Genomic DNA, 20,145 nt, shown 5'->3' with positions numbered 1-20,145 from the left:
ATGTAAAATTCTCCGGGCGAGAGCGAAACATTCTCCCCCTCTCAGGATGAGGTCATCGTGTGTGGCAGCAAACCGAACGCACCGACGCCCGCTTCAATAACACCGCGACGCAATGATGCTGTGCAGGCGGCTGTCGCCGAGCACATGCGCCATGAAATCCGGCACACCGAAAATTTTCGCAAACGCCGGGTCGCTGATGCTCAAGCCCCCGGTATAGGCGCCGAACGCCGGCATCACGGCGCGCTCGCCGTCGGAGACGAAGCATCGGCGCTCAATCGAGCGGCCCCTTGTCGGCACCCGGGCCTTCGGATGCAGGTGCCCGGCGATTTCGCCGGCCGTGCCGGTCGGCTCATGACGGAAGACGATCGGCCCGATCGCGACCTCGTTGGCCACCGTGCCGCCGAGGTCGGCCGGCAGCGCCGGATCGTGATTGCCTGAGATCCAGATCCAGTCGCGCCGCGCCTGCATCGCCTGCAGCGCGTCGCGGTCCGCCGTCGAAAGCCGCTCATGCGCGTCGCGATCATGAAAGCTGTCGCCGAGCGCAATCACCATCCGCGGATCGTGCCGCGCGATCACGGCGGCAAGCCGCCTCAGCGTCGCCACCGTGTCATAAGGCGGCAGCAGCACGCCGCGCCGGGCGTAGCTCGATCCCTTTTCCAGATGCAGATCGGAAACGACCAGCAGGCGCTGCTCCTGCCAGAACAGCGCGCCCGAGATGTCGGCGACAAAGGTCACATCAGATATCGTGACCTTCGAGGCGCGCATCTCCTGATCACCTTCCGAAGTTTGCGCCCCCAAATTCACTTGCCTTCCCGCCTATCCCATCGCCTCTTTGACAAGCTCCTCGGCGGCTTCCGCCAGCAACTCGTCCGATGCTTCGCCATAAACTGACTCGCGGCCGATTTCCAGCATCACGGGGACGGCGAGCGGCGAAACATGTTCGAGTTCCCGGTGGGCGATTCGCCCCTGTATGCGCGACAGCATATCACCGAGCCGCCTGAGATCGAGCAGGCCCGCGGCAGCGTCGGCACGCGCGGCGCGCAGCAGCACGTGATCGGCCTGGTGCTTGCGCAACACGTCATAGACGAGGTCGGTCGAGAACAATACCTGGCGGCGGCTCTTTTCCTCGCCGGTGAAGCGGCGCGGGATCAGGCCGGAGATCAGCGCGCAGTTGCGGAATGTGCGCTTCATCAGCGCCGATTCGGCGAGCCACGCCTCCAAATCGTCGCCAAGCATGTCGGGCGCGAACAACGCCTCGAAATCGAGCTTGCCATGACGAACCAGATGCGAGATGTCGCCAACGCCCCAGATTGCGAGCGCATATTCATTGGCGACGAAGCCGAGCGGCCGGGCGCGGGCACGCTCCAGGCGGCGCGTCAACAGCATGCCGAGCGTCTGGTGCGCGAGCCGGCCCTCGAACGGATAGCACACCATGTAGTGCTTGCCGCCGCGCGGAAAGGTCTCGATCAGCAGCTCGCGCACCGCAGGCACACGGGAAAAATGCCGTTGCAGCGACAGCCAGTCGCGCACCTGCTCCGGCAGTGCATTCCATTGCCGCCGGTCATCCAGCAGCTTGCGCACGCGCTCGGCCAGATAAGTGGACAGCGGAAACTTGCCGCCCATGTAGGACGGCACCTTGGCATCTCTATCATTGGCGCGCGAGACGTAGACCTGGTCCTCGACCAACGCCTCGTAGCGGACGATCTCGCCGCCGAACACGAAGGTGTCGCCCGCGACCAGCCCCTCGATGAAATACTCCTCGATCTCGCCCAGCATCCGGCCGCCGCGGCCGATCATGCCGGTGGATCCGGCGCCGCCGCCGCGCGAGCGCACCAGCCTCACCTTGAGCATGGCCTCCTCGACGATGGTGCCGACATTGAGCCGGTAGCTCTGCCTCACCTTTGGATTGGCGACGCGCCAGCGCCCCTGCTTGTCCTGCTTGATCCGCGCGAATCGCTCATAGGTCTTCAGCGCGTAGCCCCCGGTCGCGACGAAATCGACGATATCGTCGAAGTCGGTTCGCGTCAGCGACGCATAGGGCGCCGCTGTCAGGACTTCCGCATGGAGTTCGCCTGACAGGAACGGCTCGCCACAGGCGCAGCCGAGCACGTGCTGCGCCAGCACGTCGAACGCGCCGGTGCGCAGCGGCGGCGTATCCTGCGCATTCTCCGCGATCGCGTCGATGGCGACGCTGCATTCCAGCACCTCGAAACGATTGGCCGGGATCAGGACCGCGCGCGACGGCTCATCGAGGCGATGGTTGGCGCGGCCGATCCGCTGCATCAGCCGCGACGCCCCCTTGGGCGCGCCGACATTGATGACGAGATCGATGTCGCCCCAGTCGATGCCGAGGTCGAGCGAGGAGGTGCAGACCACGCCGCGCAGCCTGCCCGCCGCCATGGCGTCCTCGACCTTGCGGCGCTGCGCGACATCGAGCGAGCCGTGATGCAGCGCGATCGCGAGGCCATCGTCATTCATGCGCCAGAAATCCTGGAACAGCATTTCGGCCTGGCTGCGGGTGTTGACGAAGATCAGCGTGGTCTTGTTGCGCTTGATCAGCTCATACATCTCGCCGAGCGCATGGCGCGCGGTGTGGCCGGCCCAGGGCAACCGTTCCCTGGTATCGAGCATCTCGACCACGGGCCTCGCCGCGCCGCCGGCGACGACAATGTCGGCGGCATCAGCCGCGCCCTCGCGCTGCGGCACCAGAAACCGCGCCAGCGATTCCGGCTCGGCCACCGTCGCCGAAAGCCCGATCGCACGCATCTGCGGCGCCAGCCGCCATAGCCGCGCCAGGCCGAGCGACAACAGGTCGCCGCGCTTGGAGGTGACCAGCGCATGAAGCTCGTCGAGCACGATGCGCTTCAGCGAGGAGAACAGGAACGGCGCGTCGTCCGACGACAGCAGCAGCGCCAGTTGCTCCGGCGTGGTGAGCAGAATGTCCGGCGGATAGCGCCGCTGCCGCTGCCGCCGCGACACCGGCGTGTCGCCGGTGCGGGTCTCGACCTTGATCGGCAGCTCCATCTCGGTGATCGGCGCCTCCAGATTGCGGGCGATGTCGACCGCGAGCGCCTTCAGCGGCGAGATGTAGAGCGTGTGAAGGCCGCCGCTGCGCTTCACGCTACGGCCGGTGGAGACGAGATTCTTCGTGCCTTCGTCCTGTTGGGCGGCAGCGGGATGAGAGAGTTCCACCAGCGTCGGCAGGAACCCTGCCAGTGTCTTGCCGGCGCCGGTCGGCGCGATCAGCAACGCGGAGCGGTCTTCGCGAGCCTTCGCCAGCAGCGCGAGCTGATGCTCACGCGGCGACCAGCCACGCGCGGCGAACCAGCCGCGAAACCGGCGCGGCAGCAGGTCGGCCGTTTCCGACGGCGTGACGGAAAAGAGATCGAGCGTCGACACGCCCAAGAGGTAGGCGGTCCAGTTGGTTTCGTCGAGGGTTGGCCGGGAATGGCGGCAGGTGGCAGTGGGTTTCCCGCGACCGTTTGCGCCGAGAGAGCCCCTCACCCCTGCCCTCTCCCCGCGAAGAGCGGGGAGAGGGAGGAGAGCCTACTCCGTCACGGGCTTGTCCGAGATATCCCAGTCCTTGCCGTTGAAGATCGAGATGTAGAGCGTCTTCATCGGCGTGTAGTCCTCGGGCGTGTAGCTGTAATTGATGCCGTCGAGGAAATAGGGCGAGTGGAAGCCGGCCAGCGTCGTTGCGTGCTTCAGCACGTTGGCGCGGGTGAGGTCGTCGCCGCAACGGCGCAGGATCTCGGCCATCGATGCCACCTGGCCGTAGCCGGCGAAGGCGATGGTATTATCGGGGTCGATGGTCGGCAGGTACTTCTTGCGCAATTCCTCGAACGCCAGCACGTCGGGGTCCTTTTCGAAGCGGGGAACGCCGACTTCCTTCGCGTATCTGATCGCGACGATGCCGTTGGCATTCTCCAAGCCGGCGGCGTTGAGAATCGAGCGGCCCGTTGATCCCGCCGACAACAGATGCAGTGGTTTCCAGCCGAGCTCGGCGACCTTGCGGATCGATTGCGACGTCGCCTTGCCGGTGGTGATGTTGTAGAAAACATCCGCGCCCGACTTCGACAGGTTGATGATCTGCGAATCGATCGTCGGCTCGGTGAGATCATAGGTCTGCTCCATGATCACCTTGGCGGTGCCGCCGGCATCGGCCAGCACCTTCTTGAAGGGACCAAGGAAGTCGCGTCCGAAATCGTCGTTCTGGTAGAGGATGCCGACCTTGGCGTCCGGCCTCACGCCCACGACATGCCGGGCGAGAATGCGCGCCTCGGTCGGATAGAGCGGCAGGCCCGCCATCGTCCATTTGAAGTTCTTCGGGTCGTTCCATTTCGACGCGCCGGTATTGAGCAGGAGCTGCGGCACGCCCTTCGAATTGAGATATTTGTGCACGGCGGTCTGCGGCGCGGTACCGAGCGAGCCGTATAGCGCCAGCACTTCCTCCTGCTCGACCAGCCGCCGCGTCGCCTCGACGCACTTCGGCGCGCTGTAGGCGTCGTCCATGGAGAAGAATTTCACCTTGCGGCCGTTGATGCCGCCCTTCTCGTTCAGCATCTGGAAATAGGCCTCGCCGACGCGCCCCAGCACACCATAGAGCGAGCCGGGACCGGAATGCGGCACGGTCTGCCCGATCTTGATTTCGGTGTCGCTGGCGCCCGGATCGTATTTCTTCTCCGCCGCCCAGACGAAGGGCGCGGGCATGGCGGATGCGAGGATGGTGCCAAGCGCCGTGGCGCCGAATTCGCGCCGGGTCTGTTTGTTCTTCATTGTTGTTTCTCCCTTGTGGCAGCCTTGATCCGGCATTCCGGCGTCAGTGGCAATAGCTGACATGTCGCATGCAATGCCGCTATTCGCGGCGTGCGTAGCGTCTAGACTCAAGTTTTGGCGGCGACGGCGACCAGCCCGGGAACCGGCGTGTTGTCCTCGTTGCGGGCGGAGCGGTCTTCCAGCAGGGAGAGCTTGAGCCCGGCGGCTTCGACCGCTGAAAGCACATGGGATGCCGCGTGGGCGTAGCGCAGCCCGTCGCCAAGGATGACGCCGTCGCCGTCATGGGTTTCGGTGGTGAAGGCGATCAATCCGCCGGAGACCAGCACACGGGCGGCTTCCTTCAGCACGGGCAGGATGTCGGCAACATACACCATGGCGTCAGCGGCAAGGATGAGATTGGCGCTGGCGTCGGCTTGCGTACGCAGCCCCTGCAGCATGTCGGCGACTTCGAGCTCGGCGTAGAGACCAGTCGCCCGCGCCCGTTCGATCATGCGTGGCGACAGGTCGACACCGGTGAAGTGGTCGACCCCGCGAGCGAAGGCGGTTGCCGCCAGACCGGTGCCGCAGCCGAGATCGATCGCGCGCTTGAAGAAGGCGGGCTTGCGTTCGGCCGATCGCACCGACAGCACCGCGCGGAACAGCAGCTCCGGGCCGCGATAATCGAGATCGCCGACCAGCGAAGATTCGAAGCGCGGCGCATATTGATCGAACAGGGTCTGCACATAGGCCTGCGACATCCCGCTAAGCGGCGCGGCGCCGAGCCGCATCAAGCGTAGCCCGGCGCCGTGCCGATCGCCGGTATCGCAGGCCTGCGCCTTCTGGAACGCGGCGACGGCCGCCTCGTGCTCGCCGAGTTCTTCGCGGATGCCGCCGAGCGTGAACCAGGCGGATGCGAAATCAGGCGCCAGCTCGATCGCCTGCGCCAGCAGGTCGGCGGCGGCGGGCAGATCGCCCTTCAGCTGCAGGTCACGCGCGAATTCGAAGCGGCGGTCGGCCATCAGATCGCCGGAGGAGAGGAAGAGGCGGGCGGGCATGGGTTCCGTATTTGTCATTGCCGGACTTGGCCCGGCAATTCATCGGGAAAGATTTTCCCGGAAGATGGATGCGCGGGTCAAGCCCGCGCATGACGGGTAAAATTCGGCGCAACACCTCCTATATTACCCCGATGCGTCCGCAGGATATCCTGATCCCCCTTCCCGCCGGCCTGTGCTGCAAGCCGGGCGGCTTCCATATCGACCCGGTCCGCCCGGTGGAGCGCGCCGTGATTACGCATGGCCATTCCGACCACGCGCGGCCCGGCCATGGCGCGGTGCTGGCCACGCAGGAAACGCTCGACATGATGCGGCTGCGCTACGGCGACGATTTTGCCCGGACGACGCAGGCTATCAGCTATGGCGAGGGGCTCACGCTCGGCGACGTCAGGATCAAATTCCATCCCGCGGGCCACGTCCTGGGCTCGGCGCAGATCGCGGTGAGTTGCAAGGACACCTGCATCGTCGCCTCCGGCGACTACAAGGACGCGAGCGATCCCACCTGCACGCCGTTCGAGGTCGTGCCCTGCGACGTCTTCATCACCGAGGCGACGTTTGGCCTGCCGGTGTTTCGTCATGGCGACGCGTCCGAGGAGGTGAGGAAGCTGCTGGCGTCGGTCGCGCTGTTTCCGGAGCGCGCGCATCTGGTCGGCGCCTATTCGCTCGGCAAGGCGCAGCGCGTGATCGCGCTGCTGCGGGAGCAAGGCTACGACGCGCCGATCTATCTGCATGGCGCGATGGAAGAGATCACCTACTATTATGAAAGCCGAGGCATCGCGCTTGGGGAGCTGCGGCCGGTCAAGGACATGAAGAAGGCTGAACTCGCCGGCACCATCACATTGGCGCCGCCGTCGGCCACCTCTGATATCTGGACGCGGCGTTTTCCCGATCCGGTCACCGCGTTTGCCTCGGGCTGGATGCGGGTGCGGGCACGCGCCCGCCAGCGCGGCGTCGAACTGCCGCTGGTGATTTCCGATCATGCCGACTGGGACGGGCTGACCGCGACCATCGAAGCCACCGGCGCCGGCGAGGTCTGGGTCACCCATGGCCAGGAAGACGCGCTGGTGCACTGGTGCAAGTCGCGCGGGCTCGCCGCGCAGCCGCTCGACCTCGTCGGCTATGGCGACGAGGAGGAGAGCGAGGTCGTGGCGACCGACGAGGCGGATGCATGAACCGCTTCGCCGAACTGCTCGACCGTCTCGCCTACGAGCCCGGCCGCAACAACAAGCTGCGGCTGCTCACGGCCTATTTTCGCGACACGCCCGATCCCGACCGCGGCTACGCGCTGGCGGCGCTGACCGGCGCGCTGTCGTTCAAGCACGCCAAGCCGGGACTGATCCGCGACCTGATTGCCGACCGCACCGATCCCGTTCTGTTCGGGCTGTCGTATGATTACGTCGGCGATCTCTCGGAGACCGTCGCGCTGATGTGGCCGAAGGCGGAATTGGCAGGCCACAACAACCCACCGCCGCCGACCCTTTCCGAAGTCGTCACCACGCTTCGCACCCTCGGCAAGACCGAATTGCCAAAGCAGCTTGCGCGCTGGCTCGACGAACTCGACGAGACCGGCCGCTGGGCGCTCCTGAAACTCGTGACCGGCGCGATGCGGATCGGGATTTCGGCGCGGCTGGCGAAAACGGCGGCCGCGGCGCTGGGCGACAAGGACCCGCACGACATCGAGCTGATCTGGCCCGGGCTCGCCCCGCCCTATCTCGATCTGTTCGCCTGGCTGGAAGGGCGCGGCGACAAGCCGGTCAATCGCGACCCCACGCCGTTTCGGCCTGTCATGCTGGCGCACGCGATCGAGGATACGGATTTCGCCAATCTCGATCCGACCGATTTCATTGCGGAATGGAAATGGGACGGCATCCGCGTGCAGGCGGTCTCCGGCCGCGACGAGCACGGCCACATGCGGGCGCGGCTCTATTCGCGCACCGGCGAGGACATCACCAACAGCTTCCCCGATCTCGTACCGTCGCTGCACCTGCCCGGCGCCATCGACGGTGAATTGTTGGTGCTGCGCGAGGGCCGCGTGCAGAGCTTCAACGTGCTGCAGCAGCGACTGAACCGCAAGGTTGTTTCGCCGAAACTGATCAAGGAATTTCCGATTCATCTGCGCGCCTATGATTTGCTCGGTGACGACGAGAACGATCTGCGCGAATTGCCGTTCGCCGAGCGGCGGGCGCATCTCGAAGCCTTCGTCCGCAAGCTCGGCGATGCCAGGATCGACCTGTCGCCGACGATCGCCTTCGACAGCTGGGACGCGCTGATGGCGGCCCGCGCCGATCCCGCCAGCGCCGGCGCAGGCGAGGATGCTGGCGCGGTCGAGGGCGTGATGCTCAAGCGCCGCGACGCAGCGTATCTGCCGGGCCGCCCGAAGGGCCCGTGGTGGAAATGGAAGCGCGATCCGCACATCATCGATGCCGTCCTGATGTACGCGCAGCGCGGCCACGGCAAGCGCTCGTCCTATTATTCCGATTACACCTTCGGCGTCTGGACCCATGGCGATGGTGGCGAGCAGCTGGTGCCGGTCGGAAAAGCCTATTTCGGCTTCACCGACGAGGAGCTGCTGCAGATCGACCGTTTCGTCCGCCGCAACACGACGGAGAGATTCGGCCCCGTCAGGCATGTCGTGCACGAGCCGGACCAGGGCCTGGTGCTGGAAGTCGCCTTCGAGGGGCTGCAGCGCTCGTCGCGTCACAAATCCGGCGTCGCGATGCGGTTTCCGCGCATCAGCCGGCTGCGCTGGGACAAGCCGCCGCGCGAGGCCGACCGGCTGGAGACGCTGGAGCGGATGCTGAAGAACGTGACGGCAAATTAACATTCCCCCGATGCATGGCGGCCATTGACTGATAGGGGTGGGTTCCCCATGTGCCCCGCCGTGCCGTATAATGGGCACGACTCGCGAGGAGAGACCGATGCCCAACGACGTCAGAGACCTGCCGGCCAGCAATGACGGCCTGTACCGCTTTCTCGGCGGCTCGCCGCTGGCGGTGGCGTTCCGGCTGATCCTGCTGTCGATCCTGGTCGGCGTGGTGCTCGCCGCCATCGGCTTTGATCCCTGGAACATCCTGTACAGCATCCGCATGCTGTTCCAGCGGCTCTGGGATCTCGGCTTCGACGCCGTCAACTGGCTGTGGCGCTACTTCCTGCTCGGCGCCGTGATCGTGGTCCCGATCTGGCTGCTGTCGCGGCTGCTCGGCGCCCCGCGCGGGCGATAAGTCCGTCAGCGAAAGGCCGCGGCCGATGCAACTGCGATTTGTCGGCTGCGGCGATGCGCTCGGTTCCGGCGGCAGGTTCAACACCTGCTTCCACGTCACGGGCGCATCCGTCAATTTCCTGATCGATTGCGGCGCGTCGTCGCTGCCGGCGCTGAAACGTCTCGGCGTCGCGCGCGACGCGATCGACCTGATCCTGATCACGCACTTCCATGGCGATCATTTCGCCGGCCTGCCGTTCCTGCTGCTCGATGCGCAATTCACCCGCCGCTCCCGCCCGCTGGTGATTGCCGGGCCACAAGGCATCGAAACGAAACTCGCAGCGTTGAGGGAAGCGCTGTTCGAGCATTCCTCCAAGACGCCGCAGCGCTTCAATCTTTCCGTCATCGCGCTCGAGCCCGGGCAGAGCCGGACGTTCGGCGCCGTCAAGGTCACGTCCTATCCGGTGATCCACGGCGAATCCGGCGGACCGTTTCTCGCCTACCGGATCGAGGCCGAGGGCCGCGTCATCGCCTACAGCGCCGACACCGAATGGACCGATACGCTGATCCCCGCGGCGCGTGGCGCCGACCTCTTCATCGCGGAAGCGTATTACTACGACAGGATCGTCAAGAACCATCTCAGCCTGAAGACGCTGGAAGCGCATCTGCCAGAGATAAACGCCAGGCGGCTGGTGCTGACGCATATGAGCGACGACATGCTCGGGCGCGTGGGCGAACTGCCTTACACGACCGCCCATGACGGCATGGTCGTCGACCTCTAGGCATGCGTTCGCCGAGATCCGCTTCGAAGGTCACGACGGCCCAGGTGTTTGCCATCGCCGGTCCCGCGATGGTGGCAAACCTGACCACGCCGCTGATCGGCATCGTCTCGACCACGGCAATCGGCCGGCTCGGCGATGCCACCCTGCTCGGCGGCGTGGCGATGGCGTCGGTGCTGTTCGACTGCATGTTCTGGCTGTTCGGCTTCCTGCGCATGAGCACGGTGGCCTTCACGGCGCAGTCGCTCGGCGCCGGCGAAACCAGCGAGCTGCGCGCGATCCTGTTGCGCGGGCTGATCGTCGCAGCGCTGGTTGGCGCGGCCCTGATCGCCCTGCAGGGCCCGCTGTCCACGGTCCTGCTCAACGCCATGGGTGGCAGCGAGGGCGTCACCGGCGCGGCAAGAACCTATTTCGTGATCCGGATCTGGTCGGCGCCGCTCGCACTTGGCAATTATGTGATTCTGGGCTGGCTGATCGGGCAGGCGCGCGCCAAGCTGGCGCTGGGAACGCAGATCACCATCAACCTCATCAACATGGCGGCGACCGTGCTGCTGGTGCTGGTGTTCGACTTCGGCATCGCCGGCGCCGCAATCGCCGCCCTGATCGCGGAGACCGCCGGTCTCACGCTCGGCCTTCTGATCGCGCGCCACCTTTCGAAAGGACAATTCGCGGCTTCCCGCGCCTTGCTGTTCGACCGCGCCAAGCTGATGCGCATGATCGCGGTCAATCGCGACATCATGATCCGCACGGCGTCGCTGATCGCGGCGTTCCTGTTCTTCACGGCACAGAGCGCACGTGCCGGTGACATGACGCTTGCCGCCAATGCGGTGCTCAACAATTTTCTGCTGTTCAGCGCCTTTTTCCTCGACGGCCTCGCCAACGCCGCCGAGCAGCTCTGCGGCCGCGCCTATGGCGCACGCGACAAACACGCTTTCGCAGGAGCCGTGAAGCTCGTCGTGATGTGGGGGTTCGGCTTCGCGCTCGCGGTGGCCGCCTGTTTCCTGCTGTTCGGGCCCGCGATGATCGACGTCATGACGGCGAACGTCGATGTGCGCCGGATCGCACGCGACTATCTGCCGTTCGTGATCTTCGCGCCGCTACTGGGCGTGTTCGCCTTTGCCTTTGACGGCATCTATATCGGCGCCACCTGGGCGCGCGACATGCGCAACCTGATGGTGGCCTCGCTCTTGATCTTCCTCACCGCATGGTTCGCGCTGCGCTCGTTCGGCAATGCCGGACTATGGGGCGCACTGCTGGTGCACTACGCCGCCCGCGGCGGGCTGGAGGCGCTCAGATACCCGGTGCTATTGCGGAAGTCGTTCGGTTCGTAGCCCGGATGGAGCGGCGCGAAATCCGGGGCCTTTGTGCAAGGCGTTAGAATTCCCGGATTGCGCTTCGCTCCATCCGGGCTACGGCTCCCTTACTGCACCGGCCAATCCTCTGCCGTAATCGTCGCAGCATCGGCGCCAACGATCTCCGCCAGCGAGTCGCGCCCGGTGCGCAACAGCGTCGACGCAAGGTCGTTCTTGATGTGGTCGACCAGGCCGAGGCCCTTGTAGACCAGCGACGAATAAAGCTGGATCAGGCTGGCGCCGGCGCGAATCTTGGTCAGCGCCGCGCCGCCGGAATCGATGCCGCCGACGCCGATCAGCGGAAACGCACCTTCGACGCGGACATAGGTCTCCGCCACCATGCGCGTCGACAGGCGGAACAGCGGCCGCCCCGACAATCCGCCCGCCTCTTTCGCGCGCGCCTGCTCGCGCAAGATCGAGGGCCGCGCCAGCGTGGTGTTGGCAACGATCATGCCGTCGACGCCGCGCGATCGCGCGATGTGCACGACGTCGTCGAGCTCGGTCAAGCTCAGGTCAGGCGCGATCTTGAGCAGCACCGGCGAATCGCCGGCGTTCCGGCGCACCCGCTCGCGCGCATCGATCACCTTGGCGAGGAGATCATCGAGCGCGGCCGATTGCTGCAGGTTGCGCAGGCCGGGCGTGTTCGGCGAGGAGACGTTGACGGTGAAATAGCTCGCGACCGGCGCGAAGGTCTCGATCAGCTTGACGTAATCGGCAACGCGATCGGAGGAATCCTTGTTGGCCCCGACATTGACCCCGACGATGCCGCCATGGTGTGCGCGCGCGGCGAGGCGGCGCAGCGCTGTTTCCGCGCCGTCATTGTTGAAGCCCATGCGATTAATCACGGCCTCGTCCCGCTCGAGGCGAAACAGCCGCGGCCGCGGATTGCCGCCCTGCGGCTTCGGCGTCACCGTGCCAATCTCGACGAAGCCGAAGCCCAGCCGCAGCAGCGCATCGGGCACCTCCGCGCTCTTGTCGAAGCCGGCGGCCATGCCGATCGGGTTGGGAAAGTTCAGGCCGAAGGCGCGCACCGCCAGCTTCAGGTCATCGGTGCGCGGCTTGACCGGTGGCAGCAGCCGCAGGCCCTGGATCGCCATGCGATGCGCATCCTCCGGATCGAACCAACGCAGCAGCGGCAGCGAAAAGGCGTCGAACGCGCGAATCACGGCGCCAGCTCCGGAATGTCGTGCGTGCCGTCGGACCGCGTCCGCATGTTGAGAATCTCGGTCACCGCGCCGAGATCGAGCTCGCCATAGAGATGCGGGAACAGCTCCTCATTGCGCGAGGGCTCCCAGCGCAGCGCGTCGCCAAGCGCGTCGGCATCGACCGCAACCAGGAACAGGCCGGTCTGGCCGGAATAATGCTTTCGCGCCGTCTCGGCGACCTGGGAGGCCGTGGAAAAATGAATATAGCCATCGCGGAGGTCGTCCGCGCTGCCCCGATAGACGCCCTGCCGTTCAGCCTCGCGCCAGGCCGAGGCCGGAGTAATTTTGTAGATCGTGCGCACGGCTGTTCGATCGGTCCTGCTTGTCGCTCGAGTCTCTTGTCGCTTGAGTCTCTTGGGATTTTAGGCGGGTCGGGCGGCTGACCGTAAAGGCGGCTGGGCTTCAACTCAAGCGTCCCTGCCGCCATCCGCTGCACGGAATTTGCGCGAAATCGGCGAATGAGGCAATAATTCCTAGATGCTGATTCAGGGTTCCCGATGGCCCGACTATCCAAGGCGCAACGCATCCTGACCCACAGCCAGGTCTGGTCCGCGCTTGACCGTCTGGCGGAACGCGCCGGCATGTCGCCGTCGGGCCTTGCCAGGCGCGCCGGGCTCGATCCCACCACCTTCAACAAGTCCAAGCGCATCACGACCGATGGCCGGGAGCGCTGGCCCTCCACCGAATCGGTTGCCAAGGCGCTGGCCGCGACCAACTCGTCGATCGATACCTTCGTGCAGTTGATCGGCGACGGCACGCGCAGCCTGCAGTCGGTGCCGCTGCTCGCTCTCGCGCAGGCCGGCGGCGGCCATTTCGACGAGAACGGCCTTCCCGCCGGCAAGGGCTGGGACGAGGCGGCGCTGCCGTCGGCCGGCGACGAGCACGCCTATGCGCTGGAGATCTCCGGCGATTCGATGCGGCCGACCTATCGCGACGGCGATATCATCGTGGTGTCGCCGGGCACGCCGATCCGGCGCGGCGACCGCGTGGTGCTGAAGACCTCGGGTGGCGAAGTGATGGTCAAGGAGTTGAAGCGCCGGACCACGAAGACGCTGGAACTGCAATCGCTCAGCCCGACGCAGGCCGACCGCACGCTGGAAGCCGACGACGTCGCCTGGATCGCCAGGATCGTCTGGGTGAGTCAGTAGGGTTTCGGCGCCGTGACCGACGTGCTCAGCGACCTGCTGCAAGATTCCCTTCGCATCGTGCTGTGCGGAACCGCGGCGGGCACGACCTCCGCCGCCGAGCGGGCTTACTACGCGCACCGGCAGAACAAGTTCTGGATGATCCTGCACGAGACAAGGCTGACGCCGGAGCAGTTGCAGCCGCGTCAGTATCGCCGCCTGCTGCAGCACGGGATCGGGCTGACCGATCTCGTCAAAGCGGACGCCGGCATGGATCGCGCGACGCTCCCCAAACTGACCGCGGCGGATCGCGCCCGGCTGAGCCGCGCGATCATGAACTTCCGTCCACGCTTCGTCGCCTTTACCAGCAAGACGGCCGGACAAAAATTCTTCGACGGCAAGCGCGACTATGGCGAGCAGCGCGAGCGGCTCGGCGATACCCGTGTGTGGATACTGCCGTCGACGTCAGGCGCGGCCAATGGAAGCTGGCGGCCGGAAGTCTGGCACCGGTTCGCGGATGAGGTGAGAGCGGGGTGACCGCCTACGTCGCGTAATCCGGCTCCTTGCGGTCCAGCATCCGCTTCAGCGCCGCGAAATGCCGCTCGGCCGGGGTCGGGCCCTTGTAGAGATGATCGTCCATGTAGTCGCGCCGGGTCTTTTCGACCACCGGCGTCGGCAGCTGCTTCAGCCGCTGTCCCGTCCACATCGCATAGATCTGCACCTGCGCCGCGCGCTCGACGTAATAGAGCTTGTCATAGGCTTCGGCGATGCTGGCGCCGACAGTGGTGATGCCGTGATTGGCCATGAACAGCACGGTCTTGTCGCCGATGACTTTTGCGAGCCGCGCGCCTTCGGCGGGATCGAGCGCCGGGCCGGTATACTCGTCGTCATAGGCGATGGCGCCCGACAGACCGACCTCGGTCTGGCCGATCTCCTTGATGCGGGGATCTTCGAGTCTCGTCAGCGCGCTGGCATGCGGCATGTGGGTGTGAAACACCGCCCTGGCCTTCGACACTGCCTTGTGGATCGGTGCGTGGATGCAATAGCAGGAGCGCTCCACCTCGCCCTCGCCGGCCTTGACCTCGCCGTCGTCGATGCCGACTTCCATGAAGCAGGATGCGGTCACCTCCGACCAATGCGTGCCGAACGGGATCTGGTAGTAACGGTCGCTCTTGCCCGGCACCACGAAGGTCAGGTGGTTGAAGATGCCTTCGGAAAATCCCTGGTTGTAGGCCAGCCGGTGGGCGGCAGCGAGATCGAGCCGTGCCTGCCATTCCTCGGCGCTGTATTCGCTGAGCGATTTCGGCGAAACCCTGAACTGCATCCGCGTTCTCCCTGATCCGCTATGTTGCCTGCCCCTCGGCGGGGGCTTTGGCTTGTTATGCGATGCAGTGTAGCGCAATCCGGCGCGGCCGTGGCTGAAATTGCAGCGGACCTGCCATCCCGCTTTGCGGCCTCCGGCCCGCGCGGTTGCCACGCCTTGCGCCGCAACTCCTGCGAAATTTCCGCTTACGCCCGCAGAGGAATCGGCGTAACTGAAGGCCTCCATTCCAAGTGTACGGGGGTCACATGGATCGACGCACTGTCTTGAAGGCTTTCGCCGCGCTCGCGGTTTGCCCGGCCTGTACAGGCACGGGCTTCGCCGCGGAAGGCGTCCACTGGAGCTACGAGGGCGACAACGGCCCGGCCAGGTGGGGCGACCTCGACGCCGCCGACAAGGCCTGCTCGCTCGGCGCGCAGCAATCGCCGATCGACATCACCGCCACCATCAAGTCCAGGCTTCCGGCGCTGAAGATCGCCTGGAGCAAGACGGCCGACACCATCGTCAACAACGGCCACACCATCCAGCTCAATTTCGCCGAGGGCTCGACGCTGAAGCTCGGCGATGTCGCCTACAAGCTGTTGCAGGTGCACTTCCACCGGCCGAGCGAGCACCTCGTCGGCGGCAAGAAGTTTCCGATGGAGGCGCATTTCGTGCACCGCGCCGACAGTGGCGGGTTGGCGGTGGTCGGCGTGCTGTTGACGGAAGGAAAGCCGAACGCGACCTTCGCCAGGATCGTCGCCACCATGCCGGCCAGGGAGGGCCCGGCGGTGAAGGCGGATGCCGGCATCAACCCGAACGGCCTGCTGCCGCACAAGCGCAGCTACTACCGCTATTCGGGATCGCTGACGACGCCGCCCTGCTCGGAGGTAGTGGAATGGCTGCTGCTGACGACGCCGATGCCGGTCGCGGCAGGCGACGTCGCGGCCTTTGCAAAGCTCTACCCGATGAATGCGCGGCCGGTGCAGAAGGACAACCGCCGCTACGTGCTGCAGTCGGAGTGATTTTCCTTCTCCCTTGATGGGAGAAGGAAGGGATTACGCGCTCCTTGCCAGCGCGCCGTCGATCATGTTCACGGCATTCGCCACGCCGTACACCGCGACAAAGGAGCCGAAGCGCGGGCCCTTCTCCTGACCCAACAGCACCTGATAGAGCATGTTGAACCAGTCGAGCGAGACGCCGGGCCGGCCGTCCTTGCCCTTCTTCACCTGATCCAGGAACGGCTCGCGGCGGCCGATCTCGTAGACCACGTTCTGGATGTCTTCGGCACTCGAGCCGGCCGGCAATTGCGACAGCGCATCGCGCAGATCCTGCAGCGCGGCGCGTTCGCCGTCGGTCGGCTCCCGGAACTGCTTGGTCGGCGCGACGAAGTCGCGATAGTAGTTGATGGCGTAGCCGACCGTCGCATCGAGCTTCGGATGCGTCTGCGGCGTCACGCCGGGACGATAGCGGCCGATGAAGCCCCACAACGTCTCGGCGTTTTCCGCGTTCGACGACGACACCAGCGTCAGCAACAACTGGAACGTAACGGGCATGTCAGCCTTCGGCGGCCTGCCGGAATGGATGTGCCAGACCGGATTGGCGAGCTGCTGCCTGGCATCCTGCCGCGCAAAACCGTCGAGGAATTGCTGGTAGTCGTCGACATTGCGCGGGATCACGTCGAAATACAGCCGCTTCGCCGCCTTCGGCTCGCGATACATGAACAGCGACAGCGATTCCGGCGAGGCGTAGCGCAACCACTCGTCGATGGTCAGCCCATTGCCCTTCGATTTCGAGATCTTCTGGCCCTTCTCGTCGAGGAAGAGTTCGTAGTTGAATCCCTCGGGCGGCGTGGCGCCGAGCGCCGCGCAGATCTTGCCCGACAGCTTGACCGAGTCGATCAGGTCCTTGCCGGCCATTTCATAGTCGACGCCGAGCGCGAACCAGCGCATCGCCCAATCCGGCTTCCACTGCAGCTTGCAATGGCCGCCGGTCACGGGGACTGTCACGTTCTCCTTCGTATCGGGGTCTTCGTACGAGATCGTGCCCGCCTTGGCGTTATGCGCGGTGACGGGCACATACAGCACCATGCCGGTGCGCGGGCAGATCGGCAGGAACGGCGAATAGCTCGCGGCGCGCTCCTCGCGCAGCGAGGGCAGCATGATCTTCATGACCGCATCGAGCCGCTCCAGCATGCGCAATAACGCAGCGTCGAACCGGCCCGAAGTATAGTAGTCGGTCGAAGAGGCGAATTCGTAGTCGAACCCGAAAGTGTCGAGGAAGGCGCGCAGCCGCGCATTGTTGTGCGCGCCAAAGCTGTCATGGGTGCCGAAGGGATCGGGCACGCGCGTCAGCGGCCGGCCGAGATGCTGCTCCAGCAGTTCCTTGTTCGGCACATTGTCCGGCACCTTGCGCAGGCCGTCCATGTCGTCCGAGAATGCGAGCAAACGCGTCTTGATCTTGTCCTCGGTCAGCACGCGAAAGGCATGGCGCACCATGGTGGTGCGCGCGACCTCGCCGAAGGTGCCGATATGCGGCAGGCCGGACGGGCCGTAACCGGTCTCGAACAGCACCTCGTCCTTCGGGCTTTTCTTCAGCCGCGCGACAATGGCCTTGGCCTGCTCGAACGGCCAGGCGTTGGATTGTTCGGCCAGCGCACGCAGGTCGCTCGGGCTGGAGGCAAGGTCGATAACGGACATCGTTTTAAAGGCTCTCTCCGGGGGCCGCGGAAACTAGCGCTTCCGGGACAAAATGCAAAATGACGGCTGGTTCGCCATCATTCCGGGGCGATGCGACGCATCGACCCCGGAATCTCGAGATTCCGGGTCTGGTCCTTCGGACCATCCCGGAATGACACCGCATCAGAACGGGCTGATCGAAAAATACCGCAGCCATAGATCGGTGAAACGGCCTTTTTCCCAGATCCGGAACAGCGCCCAGTTCAGCGAGGTCCGCAAGAGATCGTTGCCCTTGCGGACGGCGATGCCAACGCCCTCGCCGAAATAGCGGCTCTCGACAAAGGGCCCGCCGGAGAAGGCGCAGCATTCGGCCGAGTCGGTGCCGTTGATCCAGAACGCCAGCGAGATCGCGTCGCCGAAGATGAAGTCGACCTCGCTGCGCCGGAGCGCCAACCGCAGCGCGTCGTCGTTGGGGTAGGACTTGATCTCGGCGTCGGTGAACATCGCCTTCAGATAGGCCTCGTGCGAGGTGCCGCCGATGACGCCGACCTTCTTGCCTTCGAGATATTCGGGGCGGACCTCCGGCAGCACAGCATCGCGCCGCGACACGAAGCGCGCCGGCGCGCGGTAATAGGGATCGGTGAAATCCAGCCGCGCGCGCAGCGCCGGCGTCACCGCCATGGAGGCGATGATGGCATCGCCCCGATTGCTGGTGATGGCGTCGACCAGAGTCTCGAACCGCCGCATCTGGACGGTGCAGGAAATCTTGATCTCGTCGCACAGCGCGCGGGCCAGATCGACGTTGAAGCCGGCCGGATTGCCGTCGGGGCCGGTGAAGTTGAACGGCGGGTAATCGGTCTCGGTCAGGAAGCGGATCACCGTCAGGCGCGACATATCGGGACGGTCTGGACGCCGCCGTGGATCCCAGAAGCCCGGCACCGCCTGCGGCGCGGCCTCCACGGCCGGGCGAGGCTCGGTCGGAGGCTGGGGCTGTGTCTGGGCCCGCGCGGTGATGCCGCCGGACAGCACCAATGCCGACGCGAGCGACAATCCGGCCAGCCCGGCGCTGATGGCGCGATGCAGTCCTGCAATGGTTAACGAGGCGATAAGATATGACATCGTCGCAGACTGAGGGAAATTCACGGCCTTATAGACCATCCGGCCGGCGATGCGAGGGGCGTTTTCGCCCCCTTCGGCCGGTTGCCCAGAACTCAGAGGTACCGCTTCAGATCCTTTGCGGCTTCCTCGGGCGTCCGTTTCAGGTTGAAGGGCGAGACGAAATGGCCGTCGCGATCCATCAGGTAGATCAGCGCGGTATGATCCATGGTGTAGTCGCCGTCCTTCAGCGGGACTTTCTTCGCATAGACCCGGTAGGCCGAAAGCACCTTGGCCACTGCCTCCGGATCGCCGGTCAGGCCCTTGAGATGCGGATCGAAGCTGGAGAGATAGTCCTTCATGGCGGCGGTCGTGTCGCGCTCGGGATCGACCGAGACGAACCAGGCATTGACCTTGTCGGCATCACTGCCCATCGCCTTCAGGACTTCGGAAATCTCGAACAGCGAGGTCGGGCAGACGTCGGGGCAATGGGTGAAGCCGAAGAAGATGATAGTCGGCTTGCCCTTCAGATTCTGCTCGCTGACGGCCTGGCCGGCCTGGTCGACCAGTTGGAACGGTCCGCCGATCGCGGCCGGCGCCGTGACGGTTTTCATGCCGCCCATTGCCCACAGCATCACCAGGAGCCCGACGGCCAGGCTGCCGGCGAATGCGGCGAAGATCACCAGCGGGCGAACGGCTCGGTCCATCGTGGATTTCCTTTGCGCGGGTCAGAAGCAGGCCGAGATGCCGGCTGAGATCATCTCGAAAAACACCGTGGTGCCATAACGGAACCACAATGCCGCCGCGGCGAGCACGGCCAGCGCGCCAAGGCCGGCGGCGCCCCAAACGATCACGGCTGCCACCCTGCCCTGACGCGGGGTCGCCGCCATCATTCCGGCTTGCGTGGAAATCGGCTGAATCATGAGGTTTCAGATAGGGCTAGTTCCCGGAGCAGGCAAGCGGAATGGCTGCGGGTCCGATCACGTCATGCGGAGGAAGCAGGCCCAAAGCAAATGGCCGGGACGAGAAGCCCGGCCACGACGTCGCTTGCCTGGCACGTTTAACGGGACGCCGGCCTGTTGGCGGAGGCCTGCGCGTCGAGGTAGCAGGGCTTGTACATCGCCTGCAACTGCTTGCCGCGGAGGAAAATCATGCGCGGGGTGAGGCCGCCGCGCGCCGAAATCCATTTGCGGACCGGCGGCGGATACATCGAATAGAGCATCTGAGTGGCTTCAGCGTTGGTAATGGCGCGGCCGTTGGCGCCAAAATCCCAGGCGGCATGGAAGCCGAGATTGGCATGCGAGGTGACGCAGATCCGGTCGTGGGGAACCGCGCCGAGCACGATGGTGCAGGCCGAGGCGCACAGCCCATCGATGATGACGGTTTCGCCCGAGGTGCGCAGTCCCTGGTACTTGTCGACGTAGGTTCCGATCCGCCCGCCGCGATCGTCGGCTATCCGCACTACCGCCTGGCTCGAACCCACTCCCGCCAGCAACAGTACCGCGGCAAGCAACCCCGTCAGCAGCTTCATTATCCCAGCCCCAGTCGCAAGTGTCTAAACCGAATCTGATTGTCTTGGTGATGCAAGACAGGATGTAGCGTCGTT

At 65.2% G+C, this 20,145-nt stretch carries 20 protein-coding genes; 8 read left to right on the top strand and 12 right to left on the bottom strand.

Annotated elements, in window-relative coordinates; genetic code table 11:
• Positions 1 to 93: 93 nt before the first annotated feature.
• The 4 genes from pdeM to V7E26_RS17140 form a co-directional block, all read right to left on the bottom strand.
• On the bottom strand, positions 94 to 765 hold the full coding sequence (gene pdeM, locus V7E26_RS17155; protein ID WP_324418110.1) for a ligase-associated DNA damage response endonuclease PdeM: 672 nt from the start codon (positions 763 to 765) through the stop codon (positions 94 to 96).
• Between the two features lie 51 nt (positions 766 to 816).
• Positions 817 to 3,399, bottom strand: a complete 2,583-nt coding sequence (locus tag V7E26_RS17150; RefSeq protein ID WP_442893418.1) for a ligase-associated DNA damage response DEXH box helicase — start codon at positions 3,397 to 3,399, stop codon at positions 817 to 819.
• A gap of 147 nt (positions 3,400 to 3,546) precedes the next feature.
• Positions 3,547 to 4,776 (bottom strand): ABC transporter substrate-binding protein, encoded by a 1,230-nt coding sequence (locus V7E26_RS17145; RefSeq protein WP_324418108.1) that lies wholly within the window; start codon positions 4,774 to 4,776, stop codon positions 3,547 to 3,549.
• A gap of 107 nt (positions 4,777 to 4,883) precedes the next feature.
• Positions 4,884 to 5,810 (bottom strand): class I SAM-dependent DNA methyltransferase, encoded by a 927-nt coding sequence (locus V7E26_RS17140; RefSeq protein WP_324418106.1) that lies wholly within the window; start codon positions 5,808 to 5,810, stop codon positions 4,884 to 4,886.
• A gap of 131 nt (positions 5,811 to 5,941) precedes the next feature.
• On the opposite strand from V7E26_RS17140, the gene V7E26_RS17135 reads away from it, so the two are divergent.
• The 5 genes from V7E26_RS17135 (at position 5,942) to V7E26_RS17115 (ending at position 11,116) form a co-directional block, all read left to right on the top strand.
• Entirely contained in the window at positions 5,942 to 6,979 is a 1,038-nt protein-coding gene (locus V7E26_RS17135; protein ID WP_324418114.1) for a ligase-associated DNA damage response exonuclease, read from the top strand.
• Positions 6,976 to 8,628: a cisplatin damage response ATP-dependent DNA ligase gene (locus tag V7E26_RS17130; protein WP_324418104.1), complete on the top strand. Its 1,653-nt coding sequence runs from the start codon at positions 6,976 to 6,978 to the stop codon at positions 8,626 to 8,628. The genes V7E26_RS17135 and V7E26_RS17130 overlap by 4 nt, the downstream gene beginning before the upstream one ends.
• Before the next feature lie 97 nt (positions 8,629 to 8,725).
• Positions 8,726 to 9,028: a DUF6460 domain-containing protein gene (locus tag V7E26_RS17125; protein WP_324418102.1), complete on the top strand. Its 303-nt coding sequence runs from the start codon at positions 8,726 to 8,728 to the stop codon at positions 9,026 to 9,028.
• A 25-nt stretch (positions 9,029 to 9,053) separates the two neighbouring features.
• Complete coding sequence (locus V7E26_RS17120) at positions 9,054 to 9,788, top strand: MBL fold metallo-hydrolase (RefSeq protein ID WP_324418100.1); 735 nt, start codon at positions 9,054 to 9,056, stop codon at positions 9,786 to 9,788.
• 2 nt (positions 9,789 to 9,790) lie between these two features.
• Positions 9,791 to 11,116, top strand: coding sequence for an MATE family efflux transporter (locus V7E26_RS17115; protein WP_324418098.1), 1,326 nt, complete (start codon positions 9,791 to 9,793; stop codon positions 11,114 to 11,116).
• A gap of 89 nt (positions 11,117 to 11,205) precedes the next feature.
• Here V7E26_RS17115 and V7E26_RS17110 read toward each other — a convergent pair whose 3' ends face one another.
• Together V7E26_RS17110 and V7E26_RS17105 are read right to left on the bottom strand one after the other, a co-directional pair.
• Positions 11,206 to 12,303: a quinone-dependent dihydroorotate dehydrogenase gene (locus V7E26_RS17110; protein WP_324418096.1), complete on the bottom strand. Its 1,098-nt coding sequence runs from the start codon at positions 12,301 to 12,303 to the stop codon at positions 11,206 to 11,208.
• Entirely contained in the window at positions 12,300 to 12,644 is a 345-nt protein-coding gene (locus V7E26_RS17105; RefSeq protein ID WP_324418094.1) for a DUF952 domain-containing protein, read from the bottom strand. The genes V7E26_RS17110 and V7E26_RS17105 overlap by 4 nt, the downstream gene beginning before the upstream one ends.
• A 195-nt stretch (positions 12,645 to 12,839) precedes the next feature.
• Here V7E26_RS17105 and V7E26_RS17100 point away from each other — a divergent pair, with 195 nt between their 5' ends.
• Both V7E26_RS17100 and V7E26_RS17095 read left to right on the top strand, forming a co-directional pair.
• Complete coding sequence (locus tag V7E26_RS17100) at positions 12,840 to 13,490, top strand: helix-turn-helix transcriptional regulator (protein ID WP_324418092.1); 651 nt, start codon at positions 12,840 to 12,842, stop codon at positions 13,488 to 13,490.
• 12 nt (positions 13,491 to 13,502) lie between these two features.
• Positions 13,503 to 14,003 carry a mismatch-specific DNA-glycosylase gene (locus tag V7E26_RS17095; RefSeq protein WP_324418090.1) on the top strand — a complete coding sequence of 167 codons (501 nt, stop codon included), beginning with the start codon at positions 13,503 to 13,505 and terminating at the stop codon, positions 14,001 to 14,003.
• A gap of 4 nt (positions 14,004 to 14,007) precedes the next feature.
• Here V7E26_RS17095 and V7E26_RS17090 read toward each other — a convergent pair whose 3' ends face one another.
• Positions 14,008 to 14,790, bottom strand: coding sequence for a class II aldolase/adducin family protein (locus V7E26_RS17090; protein ID WP_324418088.1), 783 nt, complete (start codon positions 14,788 to 14,790; stop codon positions 14,008 to 14,010).
• Positions 14,791 to 15,035: 245 nt separating this feature from the next.
• On the opposite strand from V7E26_RS17090, the gene V7E26_RS17085 reads away from it, so the two are divergent.
• Entirely contained in the window at positions 15,036 to 15,791 is a 756-nt protein-coding gene (locus V7E26_RS17085) for a carbonic anhydrase (protein WP_324418086.1), read from the top strand.
• A gap of 33 nt (positions 15,792 to 15,824) precedes the next feature.
• On the opposite strand, the gene V7E26_RS17080 is transcribed toward V7E26_RS17085, so the two are convergent.
• The 5 genes from V7E26_RS17080 to V7E26_RS17060 all read right to left on the bottom strand — a co-directional run bounded on the left by V7E26_RS17080 (position 15,825) and on the right by V7E26_RS17060 (position 20,070).
• Positions 15,825 to 17,465, bottom strand: a complete 1,641-nt coding sequence (locus tag V7E26_RS17080; protein WP_324418084.1) for a lysine--tRNA ligase — start codon at positions 17,463 to 17,465, stop codon at positions 15,825 to 15,827.
• Between the two features lie 162 nt (positions 17,466 to 17,627).
• Complete coding sequence (locus V7E26_RS17075) at positions 17,628 to 18,563, bottom strand: transporter substrate-binding domain-containing protein (RefSeq protein ID WP_324418082.1); 936 nt, start codon at positions 18,561 to 18,563, stop codon at positions 17,628 to 17,630.
• A 92-nt stretch (positions 18,564 to 18,655) separates the two neighbouring features.
• Positions 18,656 to 19,246, bottom strand: a complete 591-nt coding sequence (locus V7E26_RS17070; RefSeq protein ID WP_324418080.1) for an SCO family protein — start codon at positions 19,244 to 19,246, stop codon at positions 18,656 to 18,658.
• Between the two features lie 21 nt (positions 19,247 to 19,267).
• A complete protein-coding gene (locus V7E26_RS17065) occupies positions 19,268 to 19,462 on the bottom strand; it encodes a hypothetical protein (protein ID WP_324418078.1) in 195 nt (64 codons plus the stop codon).
• Positions 19,463 to 19,599: 137 nt separating this feature from the next.
• On the bottom strand, positions 19,600 to 20,070 hold the full coding sequence (locus V7E26_RS17060; protein ID WP_324418076.1) for a hypothetical protein: 471 nt from the start codon (positions 20,068 to 20,070) through the stop codon (positions 19,600 to 19,602).
• Between the last annotated feature and the right edge of the window lie 75 nt (positions 20,071 to 20,145).

The organism is Bradyrhizobium sp. (assembly GCF_036735945.1).
Taxonomy (GTDB): Bacteria; Pseudomonadota; Alphaproteobacteria; order Rhizobiales; family Xanthobacteraceae; genus Bradyrhizobium.
This window is presented reverse-complemented; position numbering and strand designations above follow the sequence as displayed.

Coding starts and splice junctions, on each gene's coding strand:
- pdeM (WP_324418110.1), bottom strand. CDS start 765: ATGCGCGCCTCGAAGGTCACGATATCTGATGTGACCTTTGTCGCCGAC.
- V7E26_RS17145 (WP_324418108.1), bottom strand. CDS start 4,776: ATGAAGAACAAACAGACCCGGCGCGAATTCGGCGCCACGGCGCTTGGC.
- V7E26_RS17140 (WP_324418106.1), bottom strand. CDS start 5,810: ATGCCCGCCCGCCTCTTCCTCTCCTCCGGCGATCTGATGGCCGACCGC.
- V7E26_RS17135 (WP_324418114.1), top strand. CDS start 5,942: ATGCGTCCGCAGGATATCCTGATCCCCCTTCCCGCCGGCCTGTGCTGC.
- V7E26_RS17130 (WP_324418104.1), top strand. CDS start 6,976: ATGAACCGCTTCGCCGAACTGCTCGACCGTCTCGCCTACGAGCCCGGC.
- V7E26_RS17125 (WP_324418102.1), top strand. CDS start 8,726: ATGCCCAACGACGTCAGAGACCTGCCGGCCAGCAATGACGGCCTGTAC.
- V7E26_RS17120 (WP_324418100.1), top strand. CDS start 9,054: ATGCAACTGCGATTTGTCGGCTGCGGCGATGCGCTCGGTTCCGGCGGC.
- V7E26_RS17115 (WP_324418098.1), top strand. CDS start 9,791: ATGCGTTCGCCGAGATCCGCTTCGAAGGTCACGACGGCCCAGGTGTTT.
- V7E26_RS17100 (WP_324418092.1), top strand. CDS start 12,840: ATGGCCCGACTATCCAAGGCGCAACGCATCCTGACCCACAGCCAGGTC.
- V7E26_RS17090 (WP_324418088.1), bottom strand. CDS start 14,790: ATGCAGTTCAGGGTTTCGCCGAAATCGCTCAGCGAATACAGCGCCGAG.
- V7E26_RS17085 (WP_324418086.1), top strand. CDS start 15,036: ATGGATCGACGCACTGTCTTGAAGGCTTTCGCCGCGCTCGCGGTTTGC.
- V7E26_RS17080 (WP_324418084.1), bottom strand. CDS start 17,465: ATGTCCGTTATCGACCTTGCCTCCAGCCCGAGCGACCTGCGTGCGCTG.
- V7E26_RS17075 (WP_324418082.1), bottom strand. CDS start 18,563: ATGTCATATCTTATCGCCTCGTTAACCATTGCAGGACTGCATCGCGCC.
- V7E26_RS17070 (WP_324418080.1), bottom strand. CDS start 19,246: ATGGACCGAGCCGTTCGCCCGCTGGTGATCTTCGCCGCATTCGCCGGC.
- V7E26_RS17065 (WP_324418078.1), bottom strand. CDS start 19,462: ATGATTCAGCCGATTTCCACGCAAGCCGGAATGATGGCGGCGACCCCG.
- V7E26_RS17060 (WP_324418076.1), bottom strand. CDS start 20,070: ATGAAGCTGCTGACGGGGTTGCTTGCCGCGGTACTGTTGCTGGCGGGA.